We start from the raw sequence: 23,564 nt of genomic DNA, 5'->3' as shown, positions 1-23,564 counted from the left end.
ATTATGTCTCCAATTCGGCATCGATTGAAAAACCTGAGATGACGTTAAGCGCCATGACAGTATTCAGATGTTGTAGTAATGAAGGGTCAATCTCAGCGAGCGTTTGACCCGATTGCAATTCAGTTAATAGTTGGTGGCATTCTTCTGTCAAAAAATGACTCTCAATCTGTGAATTCTCAGCTCGGATTAACACCCCAAATTCAGGTTGGTTGATGTCTAACCCGTCGAGTCGTTGCTGATAGATAGCTTGCTCAAGCGCGATCATCGTATAGCTAGAATTGACTAGCGTTATTGAACCTTTGAGATGAAAGACTAAAGCGCCTTGCTGCTCTTGTGGCACATCAGCTAAACAAGAAAGGGGACGTTGGTCGACATGTGATTCTGAAACACATCTCACCAAGCTATCTTTTTGCCATTCATACAAAGCCACTTCAGCGAGATAAGGTGCAGCCTCAATAACGGCAGGAAAAGCTTGGATAGTCTGTTCAAAGTGTTCCCCATAACCGCTGACATCACCAGAAGTCGATGGATAACTTAAGACATGTTGACGAGCCATCTGTTGGAAGCACTCTTCACCAACCAGCATTTCAGTGAGTGGGTAGGTAGCTGCCAGTACTTCGCTCAAGCTGATCACAAAGTTATTACGGTAAATCTGGATTCGCTGTTCATCGGTAAAATGGTTGCTCACTATGTCGCAGTGCTCACCATTGTTTTGATAGCGTAACGCGTTCGCAAACTCTGATTGAACATTAGCTAGGGAGTGGCTCATGATGCGCGACTCCTTTGGTTGAATTTGTCGTGTTGATACAAAATGTCGCTGGCTTTGGTTGCTTCAGCCAATAAAACTTGTGGCTCTGGGATATCTAGATCCCACTCAATTAAGGTATGGCGCAAACCATGTTGTGCTATCCAGTCAGTGTAGAGTTTCCACACTTCGTCACAGACAGGTTTACTGTGGGTGTCTATCCAGATCTCACCTTGTTCAAGCTTCTTTTTGGTAAAACCTGCCAAGTGAATCTCTTCCACTTTGTCTGCAGGAATTCCGCTTAAGTACTCTTCACAACTGAAACCATGATTAAAAGATGAGACAAAAATATTATTGAAATCGAGTAAGAGGCGACACTCGGTGCGCTTCTGTACCTCAGCCAAAAATTCCCACTCTGGGATGGTTGAATGCTTGAAGGCTAGGTAGCTCGATGGGTTCTCAATCAACATAGGGCGTTGCAGGCTGTCTTGAACCTCGATGACATTACGACAGAAGATTTCTAACGCTTCTTCTGTGTAAGGCAGCGGTAGCAAGTCATTGAAGTAATGACCGCCGGTTTGACTCCAGCTGAGATGGTCAGAAACCAAGAACGGCTCGATGTCATCAATGAGTTCTTTCAGCTGTAGTAAGTGATTTGGGTTGATGCGCTCAACAGAACCGAGAGACAAACCCACACCGTGGCAACTGATGTTGTGGGCGTTACGAATTTCTCGGAGTTGTTGACGTTGCGGTGATTGAGTTAAAAAGTAGTTCTCGCTGTGCACCTCTAACCAACTCACTAAGGCTGGGTTTTGGCTAAAGAAGTCCAAGTGCGGTGTTCTAAGGCCAACCCCTGTGTTGGGGTGAAGAGTTTGAGTCACAACGATTCTCCTAATAAGAAGTGGAGGTGAGCTGAATGTCAGCTCACCATGCTAAGCAGCTCAATTATGATGATTGAGTGTTACCACCTGATAATTTGCCACACAGCCCTTTAGGTACGACTACGAATGCATCGGATTGGTTGTCTTCTTTTGCTGTACCTGCACATGAACTTGTTTTGGTTGCACAATCATTTTGGCCAGCTTTTGCCACACCGTAGCATTTTTCTTTTGCCGCTGCTTCAGCAGGTGCTGATGTAAGAACTGCACCGCCGAACGCTAGTACACTTGTGATTGCAGCTGTAACAGCAAGATTAGAATTTTTCATAGTCATTCCCTCTAGGACTTAATAGTATTTTATATCGCAGGTTAATGGATTGTTAACTTGCTTACTAAAAAGGATAGGAAGAACCAGGAAATAATTTCACGACATTATAAGAAATATCAATATTAATGACGTATTACCTTTTAAGTTACTGATTATATGATGTTATTTTTTGAATGTTTTTTCTTCTTATTATCCTAAACGCAGCCTAGTGTTTAGGTTATAATCAACTTTTATGTATAAATACCCAGTAGTGAGCATATCCAATGATAGATCCTTCGCTTTTACTCGATGGCCTAAACGACAAACAACGTGAGGCGGTCGCAGCACCTTTAGAAAACCTACTTATTCTGGCAGGTGCTGGCAGTGGTAAAACGCGAGTGTTGGTGCATCGTATCGCTTGGTTACAAAGCGTAGAGCAAGCATCACCGTTCTCTATCATGTCGGTTACCTTCACTAACAAAGCGGCAGCAGAGATGCGTGGTCGTATTGAAGAGTTGATGATGGGTAGCTCGTCGGGCATGTGGAACGGCACCTTCCACGGTATCTGTCACCGCATCCTTCGTGCTCACTACCTAGATGCAAAACTGCCAGAAGACTTCCAGATCATTGATTCAGATGATCAGATTCGTTTGCTGCGTCGCTTAATCAAGGCGCAAAACCTTGATGAAAAGCAGTGGCCTGCCAAGCAAGCTTCTTGGTGGATCAATGGCAAGAAAGACGAAGGGCTACGCCCAAGTCACATTGACGCCTACCATGATCCAATAACTCAAACGTGGTTAAAGATTTACTCTGCTTACCAAGAGGCATGTGATCGTGCTGGCTTGGTCGATTTTGCTGAAATCTTGTTGCGATCGCATGAACTATTGCGCGATAAAAAACACATCCGCGAGCACTACCAAGCTCGCTTTAAACATATTCTTGTCGACGAATTTCAAGATACCAACAACATCCAATACGCTTGGTTACGTATGATGGCAGGCCCGGATTGTCGCGTGATGATCGTGGGTGATGATGACCAATCTATCTATGGTTGGCGTGGTGCTAAAATTGAAAATATTCAGAAGTTCTTGGATGAATTCCCAGGCGCTTCAACGGTTCGACTCGAACAAAACTACCGTTCAACCAAAACCATTCTTCAGGCGTCTAACGAACTTATCTCGAACAATACTGAGCGTATGGGTAAAGAGCTGTGGACTGATGGCAACGATGGCGAGCCAATCTCTGTTTACTCTGCTTATAACGAGTTAGATGAAGCGCGTTTCACGGTCAGCAAAATCAAAGAGTGGCAAGAGAAAGGCGGTGCGTTAGAAGATACCGCGATGCTTTATCGTAATAACGCCCAATCTCGTGTGCTTGAAGAAGCGCTTATCCAAGGTGGTCTGCCTTACCGAATCTACGGTGGCATGCGATTCTTCGAGCGTCAGGAAATCAGAGATGCTTTGAGCTACCTGCGTTTAATGAGTAACCGCAGCAATGATGCGGCGTTTGAACGTGTCGTCAATACGCCTACGCGTGGTTTGGGTGATAAAACCTTAGAAACGATTCGTCTTGCAGCGCGTGATCGTGGTGCAACCATGTGGGAAGCCAGTGTTGCTTTGATAGAAGAGCAAGTGCTACCCGGCCGTGCTGCGGGTGCATTGAGCCGCTTTATTGAGCTTATCAATGCACTTGAAGATGACACCATAGAACTGAGACTTCATGAGCAAACCGACCACGTAATCAAATCGTCGGGCTTGTTTGCGATGTACGAGCAAGAGAAAGGCGAAAAGTCGAAGGCTCGTATTGAGAACTTGGAAGAATTGGTAACGGCAACGCGTCAGTTTGAAAAACCAGAAGAAGCGGATGAAATGAGCATGCTAACGGCATTCTTGACTCATGCGGCTTTGGAAGCGGGTGAGGGTCAGGCTGATGAATTTGATGATGCGGTTCAGCTCATGACTTTGCACAGTGCCAAAGGCCTAGAGTTCCCAATGGTATTCATGGTTGGCGTTGAAGAAGGTATGTTCCCAAGCCAGATGTCGGCAGAAGAAGCGGGGCGTTTAGAAGAAGAACGTCGTCTGTGTTACGTCGGCATGACCCGTGCGATGGAGAAGCTCTATATCACTTACGCTGAAATGCGTCGCTTGTACGGTCAAGACAAGTATCACAAGCCATCTCGTTTTATTCGTGAGCTACCAGAGACATGTCTGGATGAAGTGCGTATGAAAGCGCAAGTGAGCCGCCCTGCAAGCAGTGGTCGCTTTAGCCAAACCGCCGTGAAAGAGAACTTTAACGAAACAGGCTTTAGTTTGGGCTCTCGCGTTAAACACCCTAAGTTTGGTGAAGGTACCATCATCAACTTCGAAGGAAGCGGCCCACAAAGCCGAGTTCAAGTTGCGTTCAATGGTGAAGGGATTAAGTGGTTAGTAACGGCTTACGCTCGATTAGAGCAGCTTTAATCTGCTACTTCGGCATCTAAAAATCGTTCATTATTAAAAACTAAAAGAGCAGCCAATGGCTGCTCTTTTTATTGCTTTGTACTGACCTCTATTAGGTTAATACGAGCTTAAGGCATTGCTGCCTCAAAGTCAGACTTACAGTGCTGCAAGTGCCGCTTCGTAGTTTGGTTCTTCAGTGATCTCTGCAACCAACTCGCTGTGTGTTACCACACCTTTTTCATCAACAACGACAACGGCACGTGTTGTTAGGCCTGATAGTGGGCCTTCAGCGATCGCTACGCCGTAGTCTGATGCGAATGCAGGAGAACGGAAAGTTGAGGCGTGTTGAACGCCTTCAATGCCTTCTAGTTCGCAGAAGCGACCCGCAGCAAATGGTAGGTCAGCAGAAATACAAACAACAACCGTGTTCTCAAGCTCTGCCGCTTTTGCGTTGAACGTGCGTACGCTCGTCGCACAAGTTGCTGTGTCGATGCTTGGGAAGATGTTTAGAACTACTTTCTTGCCTTCAAGAGAAGCAAGAGTCAGTTCAGAAAGATCGCCTGCAGTCAGTGCAAAGCTTGGTGACTTTTCACCTGTTTGTGGGAATGTGCCTGTTAGCGGTACAGCAGCGCCTTTGAAGGTAACGTGTGACATGAATTTGTCCTTAGTTTAATTATGGTTATGAAACTAGTTGAGCCTAGTTCGACTTACGTTACTCGGAAGTGGTTAAGAAGTGAATGCTTTAAATGTCAGAATTGTAATCAAAGGTCTTTGATTTATTTGTTTGAGAGGGGAATAAATGAAACGACAGATAAAGAAAAACCCCGAGAGCTTGCGCTCATCGGGGTCTATAGTCTTACTCGCAGCAATCCGGCTACTAAGTGTGCTCCATGCATCAAATCCATGATAGTGTGCTGTTATCCTTCAGCGTATTCCTTTCGTCGCCTTCCTAGCGGTGTCCTTGATCTTATCCTGATCTGCCAACAATCCTCATTAGCGCGCGTCACTTGTTCCTTGAGCGGTGTCCTTTACATCATCCTGATGTTCAGTCCTTTCCTCGTCCAGAGGTGTCCATTGTCTTTCCTTAGTAGCAACCATCCTAGTTACTATTGCGTCCATTCAATGTCCATTTCGCTATCCATGCCGATTATTCATCCTGAGTAATCGAATCTTCATCCTGAAGATAACCAAGTCCTTGGCGTTTCCTGTTCCGTGTCAGCATCCTTCCGACACCATTCATATTACCGATTCCTTATTTATCAGCAATGGTGCATAAGCGAATTTCTATATAATTATTTGAGTGATAAATGTACGTATCTTTTAATTTCAATTGGTTACGATATCGAGGTGACTAATTTCGTCATCAAATATCGATATTTACTCACTGCCTTGTGAGAGATCTCGCACAAGGCAGCGAGTAAAAAGGGAGGATTATTCCCTACTGACCAATGGCTGCACCTTCACGACGAGGGTCTGCAGCGCCTTCTAAACCATCTTTTGTGATGCGAATCGCGTGTAAACCAGAGTTAAGATCGCGAACGTTGACTTCAAATCCCATCTTTTCTAGCTCAGGTTTGAAGTTTTCCGCTGATGTTCCTTTTTCCAAATCTAAGGTACCGAAACGGTTTAGGAAGTGTGGTTGGTTGATCGCTTGCTGAATATCCATGTCCCATTGGGTATGCGCAATGATCGCTTGTGCTACATAACCGATGATACGGCTGCCACCGGGAGAGCCAATCGCCATGTAAGGTTTATCGTCTTGCATGATGATAGTGGGTGCCATTGAAGAACGTGGACGCTTACCCGGCTCAAGTCGGTTAGCGATAGGCTTACCATCGTTGTGGGTCTTGAATGAGAAGTCGGTCAGTTCGTTATTGAGTAGGAAGCCTCTCACCATCAAACGTGAGCCAAAGGCATTCTCAATGGTGGTGGTCATCGAAACGACATTGCCATCGCTATCGACGATATTGAAGTGGCTGGTGGACGGCAATTCAATAGAAACATCTTGGCTTCGCAGCATGGCGTGATCCCACGGTGGCGTGCCTGAAGGTGCACTTGATAGTGCCTTACCTGCGGTAATTAACTGAGCACGTTCCTGCAAATAGTCAGTATTGACTAACCCTTGGGTTGGCATTGGCACGTAATCTTGATCGGCCATGTACATACCACGGTCAGCAAAGGCTAGGCGAGAAGCGTCTGCTAACACCTGCCAAGATTTCGCGTTGTTTGGTCCCCATGATTTGAGGTCAAACTGCTCGGTCATCGCTAAGATCTGCCCAACCGTTAATGCACCTGAACTTGGTGGTCCCATTCCACATACTTGATAGCTTTCATAAGCAGAACAAACTGGCTCACGTTGCTTAATTGAATACGCGTCGAAATCTTTCTGCGCCAATACGCCAGGGTTACCTTTGGCAGTTTGCACAGTATTAATGATGTCGGCAGAGATCTCACCCTGATAGAAGGCCTTAGCACCATCCTTTGAGATAGCGTTTAACGTTGCCGCGTATTCTGGGTTCTTAAGTTGAGTCCCCGCTGTTTTCGGGCTGCCATCGGCATTGAAGAAGTAAGCCTTAGTTGTGGCAAATCGGCTTAGTCGCTCTTGGTCATTTTCAATCAAGGTGGCTAAACGTGGGCTGATGGTAAAGCCTTTTTCAGCCAGTTGAGCGATGGGCTTAATCAGTGATGCCCATTCTAACTTGCCGTATTTTTGGTGAGTGTCCCACAGCAGTTGGACTGTGCCCGGTGTCGCCACTGAGCGACCACCAACCACTGCATCATAGAATTTAAGCGGTTGTCCGTTTTCGTCTTGGAATAGACGTGGTGTGGCATCAAGTGGTGCAGTTTCACGACCATCGTAGGTTTTGAGTTGCTTGTCCTTGCCATCAAAATAAACAAGGAACGCACCACCACCAATACCTGATGACTGAGGTTCTACTAAGCCAAGCATGAGCTGAACCGCTACCATGGCATCAATGGCGTTACCACCACGAGCAAGCACATCAGCACCAGCCTGTGTTGCAAGAGGGTTGGCCGCGGTGACCATCCAGTCATTGGCTTTGACGAGTTGTTTGGTTTCTAAACCACTACTTTGTTCGGGTGCGACGGAATCGGCAGCTTGATTTGCCCAACTGACGTGAGAGGCAAAAAGTAGGGTAGAAGTGGCGAGGGTTGTTAGTTTTGTTTTCCACTGCATGATCTTCTCCTTTTAATATGCAGAGCTAGATTGGCAGTGGAAAGATGAGATAGCCAGAGCGTTGTTAACGAATTGTAATCTTGATTCGAATTTAAGCGATTAAACCGGACAGTGACTGCCAAAGAATACTCGCGCCAATAAGGCTGAATAACACGCCACACAAGCCATCGATGTACACGGTCGCTTCGCTGAGTTTCTTCTGCAGTGTTTTGGTTGAAAGCATCCACGCCAGCAGTGAGAACCAAAACAGTGAGAGGCCAAATAGGATGATCAGCGCAAAGCCTTTGCCTGACAGCGACATATCCGCAGGGACTAAGCTCGACATTAAACTAATAAAGAATACCAAAGCCTTTGGGTTGAGAATGTTGGTCATAAACCCTTTAGAAAATGCATCTCGTTTGTTGGTCAGAATCAGATCTTTGGAATTGACGGTGTCGGCGTCATCATCGTGGTTCTGAATGATTTGCCAGGTTGCTTTAAGTGCACCGTAACCTAAGTACAGTAAGTAGCTACCGCCGGCCAATTGGATAATGGCAAATAGTGTTGGTTGCTGGTGGACTAGGTAACTGATTCCCGTCAGGCTCAGCAGTGAGTGCAGCAAGATCCCGCAAGATAAGCCAAGCGCAATGTACAAGCCTGTCTGGCGTCCGTGACGCGTCGCATTTTGCACGACTAACGCAAAATCAGGGCCGGGGCTCATCAAAGCGATAAAGTGGATAGAGGCTAGGGTGATCAGTATGGTGACTTCGTTCATCATCAGTTCTCAATAACGTTGCCGCTATTTTTAAATAAGTAATCGTATTGAGCGTAGCTTACCGTGATTTGAAATCGAGCAATTGTAAATTATCAACACTTAGTTGATTTGTGAGGGGGGTACGCCGAACGTGGTTTTGAAAGCCTTAGAGAAGTGTGCCTGATCATAGAAGCCAACTTGGTGCGCAACCTTAGTACCACATATCCCAGACTTAATCAGGCGCATGCTTTGTTCCATGCGTAAACGGCTCAGCCATGCATAAGGCGTAATACCCATTTTGTTTTTAAAATGGCGTTGGAATTGAGTCGTGGTTAAACCACACAACTCAGACAATTGTTCTAATCGCACTGGTTGATCCAAGTTCGCCATCAAATAGTCTTTGAGCGTATCAATCGATTGATTACCCAGTTTGATGTCACTTTTCGATCCAAATTTCGCATAACGATCGACAATCGTCGAGAATCCTTCGAAAGGTAAGCAATCTTGAGCGAGTTGGCTGATGTTTTGATTGATTAACAGGCCATGTAAGTTGCGTAATTGTGAAAATGCAGCTTGATCGGAGAGGATCAACTCAGAAAAGCCTAATGTGTGACCGTTTTTCTTGGGATCGGCAAGATCTTGAAACCATTGGTGAGAAACCGCAAACACACTGACTTGATAACCCGAATCGAGCTTGGAGTGCCCATCATGCAGTTCATCGGGTGGCATGATAACAACTTGGCCAGCACCAACATTATGGCTCGTCCCTTTATAGACGAACTTCTGCTGTCCTTGGGTAATTAAGCCAATGTGAAAGTCCAAATGATAGTGGCGCTGAAAGGCAAACTCTTGGTACTGAGCTTGGATCAGGCTGATATCTTCTGTTGGGGTAGAGTAGTAGTGGACTTTATCCATGGTACAAAAAAGCTTGGTCAAATAGTCATCAATTCAACCAAGCTTATCTTCGTATTAAGGGATTGTCTTGTAAAAAACGATCAGTGTTATTGCTTAGCGCGTTTGTTCTTCTTGTTGTTACGTAGGCCATCAAAGCTGAAAATCACCAGAGCGCCCCAAATAAAGGCGAAGGTAATCGCTTTATCTGAAGTAAAGGCTTCACCGTAAATAAGGACCGCCAGTAAGAACATTAAGCTTGGGCCGATGTACTGGAAGAAACCGAGTGTCGATAGCTTCAAGCGGGTTGCAGCGCCAGTAAAACAAAGCAGTGGAACCGTGGTGATCACACCTGCTGCAACCAATAATAGATTGAGCTGCATTGGGTTCATCGAGAAATCAGACGTTGCACTGTCTGCGATAAACAACAAGTACGTTGCTGCGATAGGCAGCATTACCAGCGTCTCAATGAATAAGCCAGTTTGAGCTTCCAAGCTAACTTTTTTACGCAACAAGCCATAGAAACCAAAGCTGAAGGCTAGGGCAATGGCAACGATCGGCACAGAGCCAAACGCGATCAATTGAATTATCACGCCAATCGCAGCAAGACTAACGGCAAACCATTGAAGTTTGCGTAAGCGTTCGCCAAGGAAGAACATCCCGAGCAACACGTTAATCAGCGGATTGATGTAATAGCCTAAGCTGGCATCGAGCATGTGATTGGAATTCACCGCCCAAATAAAAATAAGCCAGTTGGCGCCTACTAAAATCGAAGTGGCGACTAAATAGAGCATTTTTGGTTTAGAGGTGAGGGTGTCTCGAACCTTACGCCAGCCACGACTCATGTGCAGTAGAAAAGCGAGTAGGAAAAAAGACCATATTACACGGTGGCTAAGAATCTCAAATGGGGATACTTCACTTAAAGATTTGAAATATATGGGAGCGATTCCCCACATGGTGTAAGCGGCAACGGCAAGCAAAATTCCCTGTCGCGTACGTTGTTGGTCGTCTTGTGTCATGTAACTTTCTCTAGCACTGAGTGCTTATTAATAAGATTTATAAAGAGAGTTGGTCAGTATAGGAGCGTTAACCCTTTTCACCTAACAATTTGCGGTTTAATTCGCCAGCGTTCCCCTCTACAATGTGCGCCTTGCTTGCCAATGCTGCACGCTGACTTTATACCTTGATTAGGAACCACAATGACCGCCACTCTGATTGCTGAGCAAACACCAACTCCCGCGAATGATGCGCAAGATATCTTACAAGATGTCTTTGGTTATCAAAGCTTTCGTGATGGTCAGCAAGAGGTCATAGACTTAGCCGTTGAAGGCAAAGACAGCTTGGTAATTATGCCAACCGGTGGTGGTAAATCTCTGTGTTACCAGATCCCGGCTTTAGTGCGTGATGGACTGACTTTGGTTATCTCACCGCTCATTTCATTGATGAAAGACCAAGTTGACCAATTGAAAGCCAATGGCGTGGCGGCTGAGTGCATAAACTCATCGATGCCACGCGATCAACTGTTGAGTGTGTTCAACCGCATGAACTCAGGCCAATTGAAGATGGTTTATGCTTCACCAGAGCGTGTGTTGATGCGTGACTTCATCGAACGCTTACAAGGCTTGCCGCTTTCGATGATTGCGGTGGACGAGGCGCACTGTATCTCTCAGTGGGGACACGATTTCCGCCCTGAGTATGCTTTGCTAGGTCAGCTTAAACAGTATTTCCCGCATGTGCCTTATATGGCGCTAACCGCTACTGCCGATGATGCGACTCGCAAAGATATTATCTCGCGTTTGCAGCTGGTGGAGCCGCACACTTACTTAGGCAGCTTCGATCGCCCTAATATTCGCTACAACCTAGTTGAGAAGCACAAGCCCGTGTCACAGGTGGTTCGCTACCTAGAAACACAGAAAGGCAATTGCGGCATCATCTATTGTGGTAGCCGTAAGAAAGTGGAAATGGTGACCGAGAAGCTGTGCAATAACGGTATTCGCGCTGCTGGTTACCATGCTGGCATGGACACCGACGAACGTGCTTACGTTCAAGAAGCTTTCCAACGTGATGATATTCAGATCGTGGTCGCGACTGTGGCCTTCGGTATGGGCATCAATAAACCCAACGTACGCTTTGTGGTGCACTTTGATATCCCACGCAACATCGAATCTTACTATCAAGAGACAGGCCGTGCTGGTCGTGATGGCTTGCCTGCTGAAGCGATGATGTTGTTTGACCCTGCTGATATGGGTTGGCTGCGTCGTATGCTTGATGAAAAAGAAGAAGGCCCGCAAAAACAAGTTGAGATGCACAAGCTGAACGCGATGAGTGCCTTTGCCGAAGCGCAAACCTGTCGTCGTCAGGTTCTGTTGAACTATTTTGGCGAATATCGCGAGAAGCAATGTGGCAACTGCGATATCTGCTTAGATCCACCAAAACACTTTGATGCGACCCAAGAGGCGCAGAAAGCGTTGTCTTGTGTGTACCGCGTTAATCAGTCGTTTGGTATGGGTTATGTGGTTGAAGTGATGCGCGGTATGCAGAACATCCGTGTCCGCGATAATGGTCACGACAAGCTTTCTACTTACGGTATCGGCCGCGACCACAGCCATGATTACTGGATCAGTATCTTCCGTCAGCTGATTCACAAAGGTTTGTTGTTCCAAAACATCACTCGTAACTCGACATTACAGTTAACAGAAGAAGCCCGCCCGTTACTGCGTGGTGAGATGTCTTTGGAGTTGGCTGTACCTCGTTTAGATACCGCAGTGCGTAATGCGAAGTCCGATAAACTAAGCAGCAAGAACTACGATAAGAAGCTGTTTGCCAAACTGCGCAAGCTGCGTAAGTCGATTGCAGATGAAGATGGTTTGCCACCTTATGTGGTATTCAGTGATGCGACGCTGATTGATATGGCTGAAATATTACCCACATCTTATGGCGAGATGCTGGCAGTCAATGGCGTTGGTCAGCGTAAACTTGATAAGTACGCTGACCCATTCTTAGATTTGATTCAAGAACACATCACCACACACGGCTAGCTTGCGAGAAACGACTAGCTTATAAAAACGATTGGCTTATAGAAAAAGAATAAGGTTGATAGGGACATGACAACACCAACAGAATTTGGCTTAAGAGAGTATTTGGCTGAGGAAGGGCGTTTATTGATTACGTCTCCAAGTTTTGATTTTGATTCTTATGAAGTGCTAGGTGAAAAGCTGGTGGCGTTGCTGTCAGCGTCAGTTGTTGAAAAGCAATGGGACGCCGATATGCATTCTTGGTTGATTGATTTTGAAGATTGTCGAATGTTTTTAAAGTCTGAGCATTACAGCGAATCAATTTGGTTTGAGTCGTTAAACGCTGAAGAAAGCCGAGAAGAGTTCGATTATCTCGCGACGCTTTTCAAGCGCGGTTTTTAACTTTTGGCATGGCTTCTGAAACGTAGCTTCTAAACCTAGCTTTTAAAACTTGGCTTCTAACATCATTCATCAATAAAAGTGAGGATAAACGTTTGCGTTTGTTCCCACCGTTGCAGCCAATATTGATTAATGTATAATCGCCCGCCGCTCAATAGAGCAAATTATAGAAACATTTTTAATTCACATTATTGGTAAGAGCTTTCTTAGTTTATTCGAAGAAATGACTCGATTTGGGTTCCCTCACCCCCAAACCAAACTAAAAAGGTACAGCATGAGTAACTTTACCCCTGCGCAACAGCGCAAAGCCCTAGCACTATTAGTTTTGTTCCATTTGATCATTATTGCATCAAGCAATTATTTGGTTCAGCTACCTTTTACCGTCTTCGGTATGCACACCACTTGGGGTGCTTTCACTTTCCCGTTTATCTTCTTAGCGACCGACCTGACCGTACGCATCTTTGGCGCGCAGCTTGCTCGTAAAATCATTTTCTTAGTGATGTTACCAGCACTGGCCGTTTCTTATTTATTGTCTGTGGTGTTCTTTGAAGGTTCATTCCAAGGCTTTAGTCAACTAGGCGAATTCAACTTGTTTGTTGCACGCATCGCAGCGGCAAGCTTCATGGCTTATTTGCTTGGTCAGATCTTGGATGTGCATGTGTTCAACCGCTTACGCCAAATGAAGCAATGGTGGGTTGCGCCAACGTGTTCAACGTTATTCGGTAATGCCATTGATACCATCGCGTTCTTTGCGATTGCTTTCTACCAAAGCCCAGATCCATTTATGGCTGAGCACTGGACTGAAATTGCGTTGGTCGACTACGGATTCAAGCTTATCATCAGCTTAGGTCTATTTGTTCCAATGTACGGTGTGCTTCTAAATTACGTAGTTAAGAAGCTAACCGCTGTGAACCCTGACTTCAAAGCAACGGGCGTTAACGCTTAGCATGTTTGAAACGTCACTGTCTTAGAGCGCCTAGCTTTGAGAGAGTGACGTTATTGTTTCTCTTCTCTTCTCTTCTCTTCTCTTCTCTTCTCTTCTCTTCTCTTCTTTTGCTTTATCTATTCTCAGTTTGCTTTGCGGTTTTTGTTCATGGGTTTTGAAACTGAGGCTGGTTTTGTTGCTGCTTTGGGTAAGATCTTCGTTACGCTTTTTTGTAAGAGCAAAGAATTTGGATAGGTAATCACATTACCCTCAGGGTGCTTGAGCAACGTGTGAAACATCCGTATATCCAAAATTTCTCCCTCTATACCTTCCCCATCCGCCACAATGATCGAATCTCCAATCCGGTACGGAAATACAAAGAAAATAAGAAAGCTTGCAGTGATGTTGCTGAGTATCGACCATTGAGCAATGAATCCAACGCCGATAACGGTAAACACAGAAGAAATGAAAATAGAGAAGTTACCGTAACCAATCCCACTAACAATGATGTATACCGCGAATAAGAAGCTGAAGTAGGTAATGCTAAAGCAGCGATTAATAAAGGCGGTTCGAGTTGCGTGGACGGTTTTCTTTTCAGCCAATGCTTTGATGGTTTTCTCTGTGGTTCGTTTGAGTAACCAGTACACACAGAAAAATAGAATCGCCAGTAATAATTCGTATTCTTTTAGTGAACTGAAAATGGTCTCAAGATAGCTCGACATTATTACCTCTTTGGTTGCCTCGGAAAACAGTACGGATTGTAGTTATTAGATTAATAATAGGCTCACTTCAGCAGCGAAAAGATACGCGCCCGTTGGTTGTTGTTAGATGCCCTTATCTATTATTAACAGTTAAGCACATTACCTATGGGGTGGTTGTAAATTAATTGGCCACTCAACTAGATAGCCAGGTTGTGAGCGGTTTTTTACGTTCAATTCAGCATTAACAGGCAATAAAAAACCCTCCTAGAGAGGGTTTAATGATTAGTTCTTAAGAGCCTTGTTAGGTGTTAACGCTCTAACACAGTCAGTGGCCAGCCAATATCAGTTTGTCGATTGGATTCGATTTCTAGCTCTGCGGCTGTGAGAGGGTTGTCTTGCAGCCATTGCTTCGAGATCGTAAGTGTCAGATTGTCGCCTTCTGTCGTCAGTTGAACTTTAGGTTCCAGTTCAGGAGTACGACGATGGGTAAGCAAAATAGCCAAACGCAGAATACGTAAAATACGTTTGCTGCTCGTACCAGAAACAGCGTGTTGCTCTGGTAGTGAGGTTAATTGCTCACGGTAGCGACGTGCTAACTCACCCAAGTAGTGCTTTTGAGCTCGGGTAAAGCCTGGCAAGTCTAAGTTCTGTAGTAAGTAAGCGCTGTGCTCTCCGCCTTTTTTGAAATCAATGGTTAAACCGATTTCATGAAGCTTCGCGGCAGTTTGCAATAATACGCTAGCTTGAGGCTCTGAAACCCAAGTTTCAGCTCCTGCTTGTTCAAATAACGTTTGTGCTAGTACAGCTACTTGTTCACCGTAGCTCACGTCCATTTGGTAGCGTGATTGAACGCTCGTCACGGTACGTGCACGGATATCTTCTTGGCGTAGTTCGTCAACCATCTCGTAGGCGAGACCTTCACGCAGTGCGCCGCCTGCGAGTGTCATTGAATCAATTTCAAGCAGCTCAAAAATCGCGATAAGAATAGAAAGACCACTTGGGAACACTAGTGCGCGCTCAAGGGTTAAGCCTTCAATCTCAAGCTCTTCTAAGCGCTCTGTAATCATCGCTTGTTTTTGTAGACGCTTAAGTTTGGCATGAGTAATGACTTCATCCATGCCTTGCGCCAACATGATTTCTTGCAGTGCTTGAACAGTGCCACTTGCACCCACACACACATCCCATCCGATATCAGTGTAGCTATCAAGGATAGGAGCCAACGTAGACTTAGCCGCTTCAATAGCGTTGTCAAAGTTGGTTGCGGTTAATTGGCGATCTTTAAAGTGGCGTTCAAGCCAAGTAACACAACCCATCTTCAGGCTGGTTAAGGCTTTGGCTGAGAAACCTTCACCGATGATCATCTCGGTACTTGCACCACCAATATCAACCACTAGTCGGCGGCCGCTGCCACCAGAAGTGTGTGCAACGCCTTTATAGATAGTCGCAGCTTCTTCTTCACCAGAGATAACATTGATGTCGTAACCGAGTATCTGGTTCGCTTTCTCTAGAAAGATATCCACATTAGTCGCTGTACGCAGGGTAGCGGTACCGACAATGCGGATATTTTCTTTTGGAATATCTTGCAGTCGCTCTGCAAAGAGACTCAAACAGTCCCAGCCGCGCTGCATAGCTTCTGTACTAAGCGCATTATTTTCATTTAAGCCTGCAGCTAAACGCACTTTGCGCTTAATCTTAGCCATGGTTTGAACGCTGCCATCGATATGACGCACAACGAGCATATGAAAACTGTTCGACCCGAGGTCGATTGCAGCGTAAAGCGGGGGTGACACTGTTTGACTCATAAGCGACTAAGCTTCCTTGTTATGACGCGGTTGGCGTGGGCGACGGTTCTGGTTTGGTTTACGGTTACCGTTGCGTGGACCATTGTTGTTTGAGCGACGTTGTTGCGGGTTACGTGTACGTAAGCGCATCGGTGCTGGCAGATCTTCTAGTAGTGCAGAAGCATCGTAGTCAGACATTGGGATAGCGTGCTCAATGTATTCTTCGATTGGTGGCAAGTTGATTGCGTAATCTTCACAAGCAAAGCTGATCGAGTGACCGCTTTCACCAGCACGACCTGTACGGCCGATACGGTGAACGTAATCTTCACAATCGTCAGGTAGGTCAAAGTTGAATACGTGTGTTACTTGAGGGATGTGTAGGCCACGTGCTGCAACATCAGTTGCGACAAGCAGGTCAACATCACCTTTAGTGAATTGCTCAAGAATCTTTTCACGTTTCTTCTGAGGAACATCACCCGTTAGCAAACCAACACGGTGACCATCGGCAGCCAAGTGGCCCCAAACTGATTCACATTTGTGCTTAGTATTAGCGAAGATGATTGCGCGATCTGGCCACTCTTCTTCTATTAACGTTTGTAGAAGAGCCATTTTGTGTTCGTTAGAAGGGTAGAAAAGCTCTTCTTGAATACGGTGACCAGTCTTACGCTCAGGTTCAACAACCACATGCTCTGGGTTGTGCATGTGTTCGAATGCAAGTTCTTGTACGCGGTAAGACAGCGTCGCAGAGAACAGCATGTTCAGGCGATCTTTAGGTTCTGGCATACGACGGAACAAGAAGCGGATGTCTTTGATGAAACCAAGATCGAACATGCGATCAGCTTCGTCAAGAACAACAGCTTGAATGTGGTTAAGGTTAAATACCTTTTGTTTGTAGAAATCGATGATGCGGCCAGTCGTACCAATTAAGATATCTGCGCCTTCTTCGATCTTACCTAGTTGCTTGTCGTAGCTCTCGCCACCGTAAGCTAATGCTGCTTTGATACCCGTGCTTTCAACCAGAGAGTCAGCATCGTTGTAGATCTGAATCGCGAGTTCACGCGTTGGTGCCATAATAATCGCACGTGGCTGATTAGGCTTGCGGCCTTCATGCTCAGGTGTTTTTAGCAGGTGGTTGAATGTAGCAGTAAGAAACGCTAGCGTTTTACCAGTACCCGTTTGGGCCTGGCCTGCGATGTCTTGGCCGGTGAGCAGTACCGGGAGCGCCAAGGCTTGGATAGGGGTACAGTAATCGAACCCTTTTTTCTCCAATCCTTCAATGACTTGCGGGAGTAAATCCAAGTCGGCGAACTTTTGCTCTGTGATATGCGTCTTTTTCATTGCTATAGAATATCAGCTTAAGCTTGCAATACGAAAGTAAATACATTCCAATAGGGCATCTATTTACTGGTTATCATCCAACCAGTTCTAAAAAATACATTGGAGTGGAAGATGAGTGATAAGATTTTGCAGCTAACTGATGACGGTTTTGATAACGATGTGATCAACGCTGCAGGCCCGGTTCTTGTTGATTTTTGGGCAGAATGGTGTGGTCCATGTAAAATGATTGCTCCGATTCTTGATGAAATCGCAGACGAGTACGAAGGCAAACTCACTATCGGTAAATTAAATATCGACCAGAATGCTGGAACTCCACCAAAGTTTGGTATTCGTGGTATTCCAACGCTACTTCTTTTCAAAGATGGCGGCGTAGCAGCAACTAAAGTTGGTGCATTGTCTAAAACTCAACTTAAAGAGTTCCTAGACGCTAACCTTTAATTAGGTGAGCCTTTGAAAAGAAACCGCGCAGTTAACAAATGCGCGGTTTTGTTTTTTCTAAGCTATGGACTAGTCTTAGTTTTAGTGCTAATTTATCGCACGTTAATTGAACGAATTTCTCTTCTTGGTCGATCCTGTGACCAACTCCTTCTTAACTTAAGAAAACAGATCCTATTTTGACTAAACAAACTTCCACCACTATGAATCTTACTGAACTGAAGAACAGACCTGTGTCTGAACTTGTTAAACTTAGCGAAAGCCTAGGTCTTGAAAATCAAGCTCGTCTAAGAAAACAAGACATTATCTTCTCCATCCTTAAAGCGCATGCAAAAAGTGGTGAAGACATCTTTGGTGATGGTGTTCTAGAAATTCTTCAAGACGGTTTTGGTTTCCTGCGTAGCGGCGACAGCTCGTACCTTGCTGGACCAGATGATATTTACGTATCACCAAGCCAGATTCGTCGTTTTAACCTTCGCACAGGTGACTCGATTGGCGGTAAAATCCGTCCACCTAAAGATGGCGAACGTTACTTTGCACTGCTTAAAGTAAATACGGTTAACTACGACAAGCCAGACAACGCTCGTAACAAAATCCTTTTTGAAAACCTGACTCCTCTTCATGCCAACGAACGTATGGTAATGGAAGCGGGTAACGGCGCGACTGAAGATATCACAGCTCGAATTCTTGACCTTGCTTCACCAATTGGTAAAGGTCAGCGTGGTCTGATTGTTGCTCCGCCTAAAGCAGGTAAGACAATGCTTCTGCAAAATATTGCACAAAGCATTGCACGCAACCATCCTGAGTGTGAACTAATGGTTCTACTTATCGATGAGCGTCCAGAAGAAGTAACAGAAATGCAGCGCCTAGTTAAAGGCGAAGTAATCGCATCGACTTTCGATGAACCAGCATCTCGCCACGTGCAAGTTGCAGAAATGGTAATCGAGAAGGCGAAGCGTCTTGTTGAACACAAAAAAGACGTGGTTATTCTACTAGATTCAATCACTCGTCTAGCTCGTGCATACAACACTGTGATTCCTTCATCAGGTAAAGTTCTTACTGGTGGTGTTGATGCGAATGCTCTACATCGTCCAAAGCGTTTCTTCGGTGCGGCACGTAACGTAGAAGAAGGCGGTAGCTTAACTATCATCGCAACAGCACTGGTTGATACTGGTTCTAAGATGGATGAAGTTATCTACGAAGAATTCAAAGGTACAGGTAACATGGAACTGCACCTAAACCGTAAGATTGCTGAAAAGCGTGTATTCCCAGCGATTGACTTCAACCGCTCTGGTACTCGTCGTGAAGAGCTTCTTACGAAGAACGATGAACTACAGAAGATGTGGATCCTGCGTAAGATTGTTCACCCAATGGGCGAAATCGACGCAATGGAATTCCTTATCGATAAGCTAGCAATGACCAAAACGAACGATGAGTTCTTTGACGCAATGCGTCGTCAGTAGTCTTGATTAGCTGATAGTTATTAAAAAGCGCTGCCTTCGGGTGGCGCTTTTTATTTGCATTTTGTAGCGACAGCTTGCAGAATGACCAAAAGTGTTACAAGGACGTTAAAATGCAACATGGACTGTTGTCATCATTACTCCTGTCTACTTCACTGTTACTTTCCCCGGTCGGTATGAGCTATGCCACTGAGATGTCTCCAACGACAGTAGAGTCTTGGCTTGAGAATGATCAAGTAAAACTGAAAACTGCTGAATTACTCGAATTTGTCGTACGTGACGAAGTCAATTCGCTGCGCTTTGCACTCGAGCGTCTGACATTTCCTCAGCAAGAGGTGGCTCGTTACCAACTCTTGAAAAAGCTCGAACAGCAAAAAGTCGTACTCACGCCTAAGATGTCTATCTTCATTGAACAGCAACTTGCTATTACGCCAACTTACCAAGTATTGGAGCGTGGCGATGGCTATGAGTTTACGGTACCTGCCTTTAACTACCCTTCGATTGCTAACCGATTAATCAAACAATGGCGCCAAGACCAAAAGACATTGGTCTTTGTGTTAGATGCTGAGAAGCAAGAGCTCGATTTGAAAGAGTGGTTATCTGGCCCAGAGCATCAGGTTCAAGCGCGAGAAGCGCTGTTAATCCGAGAGCTCGATAGTTTGTCACCTGAAGCCGTTGATTATTTGACTAAGCAACTGACCACTTCGTCTATCGTAAGTTGGTTGCCCTCAACGGAAGTTGTGGTTCGACTGGCACAGGTCAGTGAAGACCCTGAGGTCTACAAGATCTTATGGCGTATGAAGGCTGACTACCATAGCCAAGCAGAGCTGGTACGTCTTGCTGAAACCAAACAAACTTTCGCGCTTGAACAGGTTATGGCTGCGACCAAGAACCCGCGTTTGAAAGATGAAGCCATCATGCTCTTGACCAAAGTGAACCCGCTCTCAGAAGAGGTGAAACAGTTTCTTGTCTCTCGGATGGCGATAGCCGATGAAGCATCGTTGGTTGCTCGTGAACTGGCAAAACAAGGTCACACTCGCTGGTTGCAAGATCTTGTGAATGATAACCCTCAGGTTAAGAGTTCTTTGATCGAGCAAGCATTACCTTAAAGTGGATTTTGGCTCTCAATAACCTTACTAAAAAGGGGGATCTCAGTGTCGCCCTTTTTGATATACTGAGCGCAGAATAATCAGCATGTAGAAGCCCTATGAGTTTTAAAGATTTACGTGATTTTGTCGACCATCTTGAAAGCATTGGTCAGTTGAAACGCATTTCTCACCCCGTCGACCCAGACTATGAAATGACCGAGATTAGCGACCGTACTCTACGTGCTGGTGGCCCGGCTCTTTTATTTGAAAACCCCGTAGGCTATGACATGCCTGTTTTGACCAATCTATTCGGTACGCCTGATCGCGTAGCCATTGGTATGGGGCGTCAAGAGGTCAAAGAACTACGCGAAGTGGGCAAGTTGCTTGCTTACTTAAAAGAACCTGAGCCACCAAAAGGCTTTAAAGACGCTATCGATAAGCTGCCTGTGTTTAAGCAGGTCTTAAACATGCCAGCTAAGCGTCTTCGTAAGGCGGCCTGTCAACAAATCGTATGGCAGGGTGATGACGTCGATCTTGATAAAATTCCGGTGATGAGTTGCTGGGCTGATGATGTCGCACCGTTGCTAACGTGGGGTTTAACGGTTACTCGTGGTCCAAACAAGAAACGCCAAAACTTAGGCATCTATCGTCAACAGAAGATCGGCAAGAATAAAATCATCATGCGTTGGTTAGCCCACCGTGGTGGAGCGCTTGATCTACGTGATTGGATGGAGACCAACCCAGGCAAGCCATTCCCTGTATCGGTAGCGTTTGGTGCCGATCCTGCCACGATTCTTGGTGCCGTTACACCCGTTCCAGATACCTTATCGGAATACGCGTTTGCCGGCTTGTTGCGTGGCAGTAAAACTGAGGTCGTGAAATCAATCAGTAACGACCTAGAAGTGCCAGCGAGTGCTGAAATCGTAATGGAAGGTTACATCGACCCGAATGAGTTCGCAGACGAGGGGCCATACGGAGACCATACTGGTTACTACAACGAGAAAGAAAAGCATCATGTGTTTACTATTACTCATGTAACCATGCGCGAGAATCCGATCTATCACAGTACCTATACTGGCCGTCCACCTGATGAGCCCGCAGTATTAGGTGTTGCGTTAAATGAAGTGTTTGTTCCTATTCTTCAAAAGCAATTCCCAGAAATAGAAGACTTCTACTTGCCGCCTGAAGGTTGTTCGTACCGAATGGCGGTCGTGACCATGAAGAAGCAATACCCAGGTCACGCTAAGCGAGTGATGATGGGTGTATGGTCTTTCCTACGCCAATTCATGTACACAAAATTTGTCTTGGTATGCGATGAGGATGTGAATGCACGTGATTGGTCTCAAGTGACCGCTGCCATGTGTGAGCATATGGATCCGTCTCGTGATAGCTTGATGATAGAGAACACGCCTATCGATTCACTAGACTTTGCATCGCCAGTGGTAGGTTTAGGCTCAAAAATGGGTTTAGACATTACTAAGAAGTGGGATGCGGAGCTGGCACTATCACCTGATGCTCAATCTTTACCTATAGATAGTCAGCATATTGAAGGTTGCCTAGCTGAGCTAACCAAAACCTTCCCTGAAATTATTGATATTCACTTACAGAATGACAATGCGTGCATGGTCGTTGTGTCTATCGATAAGCAAGCAGCAGGTAATGGTAAGAAAATCATTGAAGCGGTTTGGTCTCAGTTCGATGAGAACAAGTTTGTCATCGTGTGTGATAGTGACGTTAACGTCAGTGACTGGAATGACATTATCTGGGCGGTGACTACAAGAATGGATCCGGCAAGAGATACGTTCTTCCTGAAAAACCAAACTGGACATTCAAAAATGGGTCTAGATGCGACGAACAAGTTTGAAGGTGAATGCCTGCGTGAGTGGGGTGTTCCAATCACTAAGAACCCAGACGTCGTTAAAAAGATTGATAGCATTTGGGAACAACTAGGAATCTCATGAGCTTCCAAGTAATCTTATACCCAGAAAATATCAGTTTTACCGTAGAAAAAGGGCAAACGGTTTTGGATGCTGCGCTCAACAGCAATATCAATTTTCCAAACCGTTGCCAAGTTGGTGCATGCGCTATGTGCATGTGTAAAAAATTAGAAGGCCAAGTGAGTTACCACCTTGAACCCATGCTCACAGAGAAAGAGCAGTTACAAGGTTGGATTTTTGCTTGCCAAGCATTTGCAGAAAGTAATTTAGTTCTAACCTTTGCCGATTAAGGGTTAGTGAGAGGAAGAACATGACTATTAAATGTAAAGTGAAGTCTATCGAGCCATTAGCTTGTAACACTTACCAAATCCTACTTCACCCAGAAACACCGGTCGCTTTTAAAGCGGGCCAATACTTGATGGTTGAAATGGGTGAAAAAGACAAGCGTCCATTTTCGATTGCAAGCAGCCCTTGTCGTCATGAAGGCGAGCTTGAGTTACACATTGGTGCAGCTGAGCACAATGCTTACGCTTCAGAAGTTGTTGAGGCAATGAAGAAAGCGCAAGCTGAAGATGGCGACATAGCTATTGATGCTCCGCACGGTGATGCGTGGGTTAAAGAAGAAAGCGATCGTCCTCTGTTACTAATTGCTGGTGGTACTGGCTTTAGCTACGTGCGCTCTATTCTCGATCACTGTATCGCTCAGAACAGTAAAAAAGAGATTCATCTATACTGGGGCGCAAAAGATGAGTGCCAGCTGTATGCGAAAGAAGAGCTTGTCGACATTGCAGCAAAACACAGCAATGTACATTTTGTACCAGTAGTAGAAGAAGCACCTGAAGTTTGGCACGGTCAAACGGGTAATGTACTTGAAGCAATCACGCAAAGTTTCGAATCATTAGCTGATTTTGATATCTACATTGCGGGTCGTTTCGAAATGGCAGGTGCTGCAAGAGACTTGTTTACTCAGAATAAAGAAGCAAAGCGTGACCATATGTACGCAGATGCTTACGCGTTTATCTAAGAATTCTTTTAGATTTAGAGCAAAAAGAGAGCAGAAATGCTCTCTTTTTTCCGTTTAGGTGAACTATTAGGCACTTAAGCTCTATTTATTCATTTTTCATGAAAAAGTAGTTGCTAAGCTGAGAGGGTTCCCTATAATGCGACACCACTGAGACGGCAGACGCCACAAGGCTTCAGCAAGAATCAGTCAGACGGAAAGCGACAAAAATTAATTTTCAAAAAGTGTTTGACACTGAATGTTAATTCGCTAGAATGGCCGTCCACTTCGAGAGGCT

At 45.3% G+C, this 23,564-nt stretch carries 21 protein-coding genes; 10 read left to right on the top strand and 11 right to left on the bottom strand.

What is annotated here, in order from left to right:
* Nucleotide 1 precedes the first annotated feature (1 nt).
* The 3 genes from QWZ07_RS21885 to QWZ07_RS21875 all read right to left on the bottom strand — a co-directional run bounded on the left by QWZ07_RS21885 (nt 2) and on the right by QWZ07_RS21875 (nt 1,951).
* Nucleotides 2-769, bottom strand: a complete 768-nt coding sequence (locus QWZ07_RS21885; RefSeq protein WP_192854230.1) for an HvfC/BufC N-terminal domain-containing protein — start codon at nt 767-769, stop codon at nt 2-4.
* Nucleotides 766-1,626 (bottom strand): MNIO family bufferin maturase, encoded by an 861-nt coding sequence (gene bufB / locus QWZ07_RS21880; protein WP_192854231.1) that lies wholly within the window; start codon nt 1,624-1,626, stop codon nt 766-768. The genes QWZ07_RS21885 and bufB overlap by 4 nt, the downstream gene beginning before the upstream one ends.
* Nucleotides 1,627-1,690: 64 nt before the next feature.
* Nucleotides 1,691-1,951, bottom strand: coding sequence for a BufA1 family periplasmic bufferin-type metallophore (locus QWZ07_RS21875; RefSeq protein ID WP_004736650.1), 261 nt, complete (start codon nt 1,949-1,951; stop codon nt 1,691-1,693).
* Between the two features lie 263 nt (nt 1,952-2,214).
* Here QWZ07_RS21875 and uvrD point away from each other — a divergent pair, with 263 nt between their 5' ends.
* A complete protein-coding gene (gene uvrD, locus QWZ07_RS21870; RefSeq protein WP_009848185.1) occupies nt 2,215-4,389 on the top strand; it encodes a DNA helicase II in 2,175 nt (724 codons plus the stop codon).
* Between the two features lie 135 nt (nt 4,390-4,524).
* On the opposite strand, the gene tpx is transcribed toward uvrD, so the two are convergent.
* The 5 genes from tpx to rarD all read right to left on the bottom strand — a co-directional run bounded on the left by tpx (nt 4,525) and on the right by rarD (nt 10,207).
* Nucleotides 4,525-5,022, bottom strand: coding sequence for a thiol peroxidase (gene tpx, locus QWZ07_RS21865; RefSeq protein WP_009848186.1), 498 nt, complete (start codon nt 5,020-5,022; stop codon nt 4,525-4,527).
* Between the two features lie 784 nt (nt 5,023-5,806).
* On the bottom strand, nt 5,807-7,564 hold the full coding sequence (gene ggt / locus QWZ07_RS21860) for a gamma-glutamyltransferase (RefSeq protein ID WP_102561043.1): 1,758 nt from the start codon (nt 7,562-7,564) through the stop codon (nt 5,807-5,809).
* 91 nt (nt 7,565-7,655) lie between these two features.
* Entirely contained in the window at nt 7,656-8,318 is a 663-nt protein-coding gene (locus QWZ07_RS21855) for a LysE family translocator (RefSeq protein ID WP_012605065.1), read from the bottom strand.
* Between the two features lie 99 nt (nt 8,319-8,417).
* The gene (locus tag QWZ07_RS21850) at nt 8,418-9,212 is read right to left on the bottom strand and encodes a helix-turn-helix transcriptional regulator (RefSeq protein ID WP_192854232.1); all 795 of its coding nucleotides are present in this window, start codon (nt 9,210-9,212) and stop codon (nt 8,418-8,420) included.
* Nucleotides 9,213-9,298: 86 nt separating this feature from the next.
* Nucleotides 9,299-10,207, bottom strand: a complete 909-nt coding sequence (gene rarD, locus QWZ07_RS21845) for an EamA family transporter RarD (RefSeq protein ID WP_065112061.1) — start codon at nt 10,205-10,207, stop codon at nt 9,299-9,301.
* A gap of 180 nt (nt 10,208-10,387) precedes the next feature.
* Between rarD and recQ the strand changes: the two genes are divergently transcribed.
* From recQ to QWZ07_RS21830, 3 genes are all read left to right on the top strand, one after another.
* Entirely contained in the window at nt 10,388-12,226 is a 1,839-nt protein-coding gene (recQ, locus tag QWZ07_RS21840; RefSeq protein WP_009848191.1) for an ATP-dependent DNA helicase RecQ, read from the top strand.
* Nucleotides 12,227-12,292: 66 nt separating this feature from the next.
* Nucleotides 12,293-12,604 carry a DUF3630 family protein gene (locus QWZ07_RS21835; protein ID WP_009848192.1) on the top strand — a complete coding sequence of 104 codons (312 nt, stop codon included), beginning with the start codon at nt 12,293-12,295 and terminating at the stop codon, nt 12,602-12,604.
* Between the two features lie 271 nt (nt 12,605-12,875).
* On the top strand, nt 12,876-13,547 hold the full coding sequence (locus QWZ07_RS21830) for a 7-cyano-7-deazaguanine/7-aminomethyl-7-deazaguanine transporter (protein WP_009848193.1): 672 nt from the start codon (nt 12,876-12,878) through the stop codon (nt 13,545-13,547).
* A gap of 122 nt (nt 13,548-13,669) precedes the next feature.
* On the opposite strand, the gene QWZ07_RS21825 is transcribed toward QWZ07_RS21830, so the two are convergent.
* The 3 genes from QWZ07_RS21825 to rhlB all read right to left on the bottom strand — a co-directional run bounded on the left by QWZ07_RS21825 (nt 13,670) and on the right by rhlB (nt 17,346).
* The gene (locus tag QWZ07_RS21825) at nt 13,670-14,248 is read right to left on the bottom strand and encodes a mechanosensitive ion channel family protein (protein WP_192854233.1); all 579 of its coding nucleotides are present in this window, start codon (nt 14,246-14,248) and stop codon (nt 13,670-13,672) included.
* Nucleotides 14,249-14,535: 287 nt separating this feature from the next.
* Nucleotides 14,536-16,029 (bottom strand): guanosine-5'-triphosphate,3'-diphosphate diphosphatase, encoded by a 1,494-nt coding sequence (gppA, locus tag QWZ07_RS21820; protein ID WP_102291277.1) that lies wholly within the window; start codon nt 16,027-16,029, stop codon nt 14,536-14,538.
* Between the two features lie 6 nt (nt 16,030-16,035).
* A complete protein-coding gene (rhlB, locus tag QWZ07_RS21815; protein WP_004736636.1) occupies nt 16,036-17,346 on the bottom strand; it encodes an ATP-dependent RNA helicase RhlB in 1,311 nt (436 codons plus the stop codon).
* A gap of 111 nt (nt 17,347-17,457) precedes the next feature.
* Between rhlB and trxA the strand changes: the two genes are divergently transcribed.
* The 6 genes from trxA to fre all read left to right on the top strand — a co-directional run bounded on the left by trxA (nt 17,458) and on the right by fre (nt 23,290).
* Nucleotides 17,458-17,784, top strand: coding sequence for a thioredoxin TrxA (gene trxA, locus QWZ07_RS21810; RefSeq protein WP_010440700.1), 327 nt, complete (start codon nt 17,458-17,460; stop codon nt 17,782-17,784).
* 200 nt (nt 17,785-17,984) lie between these two features.
* Nucleotides 17,985-19,244, top strand: coding sequence for a transcription termination factor Rho (gene rho / locus QWZ07_RS21805; RefSeq protein ID WP_010440702.1), 1,260 nt, complete (start codon nt 17,985-17,987; stop codon nt 19,242-19,244).
* Nucleotides 19,245-19,354: 110 nt separating this feature from the next.
* The gene (locus QWZ07_RS21800; protein WP_076668516.1) at nt 19,355-20,350 is read left to right on the top strand and encodes a hypothetical protein; all 996 of its coding nucleotides are present in this window, start codon (nt 19,355-19,357) and stop codon (nt 20,348-20,350) included.
* 98 nt (nt 20,351-20,448) lie between these two features.
* Complete coding sequence (ubiD, locus tag QWZ07_RS21795) at nt 20,449-22,290, top strand: 4-hydroxy-3-polyprenylbenzoate decarboxylase (RefSeq protein WP_065679796.1); 1,842 nt, start codon at nt 20,449-20,451, stop codon at nt 22,288-22,290.
* Entirely contained in the window at nt 22,287-22,556 is a 270-nt protein-coding gene (locus tag QWZ07_RS21790) for a 2Fe-2S iron-sulfur cluster-binding protein (RefSeq protein ID WP_009848200.1), read from the top strand. Before ubiD ends, QWZ07_RS21790 begins: the two co-directional genes overlap by 4 nt.
* Before the next feature lie 20 nt (nt 22,557-22,576).
* The gene (gene fre / locus QWZ07_RS21785; protein ID WP_009848201.1) at nt 22,577-23,290 is read left to right on the top strand and encodes an NAD(P)H-flavin reductase; all 714 of its coding nucleotides are present in this window, start codon (nt 22,577-22,579) and stop codon (nt 23,288-23,290) included.
* Nucleotides 23,291-23,564: the final 274 nt, after the last annotated feature.

It is taken from the genome of Vibrio lentus (assembly GCF_030409755.1).
Classification (GTDB): Bacteria; Pseudomonadota; Gammaproteobacteria; order Enterobacterales; family Vibrionaceae; genus Vibrio; species Vibrio lentus.
The sequence above is the reverse complement of the archived record's forward strand: the minus strand, read 5'-3'. Positions and strand labels throughout refer to the sequence as shown.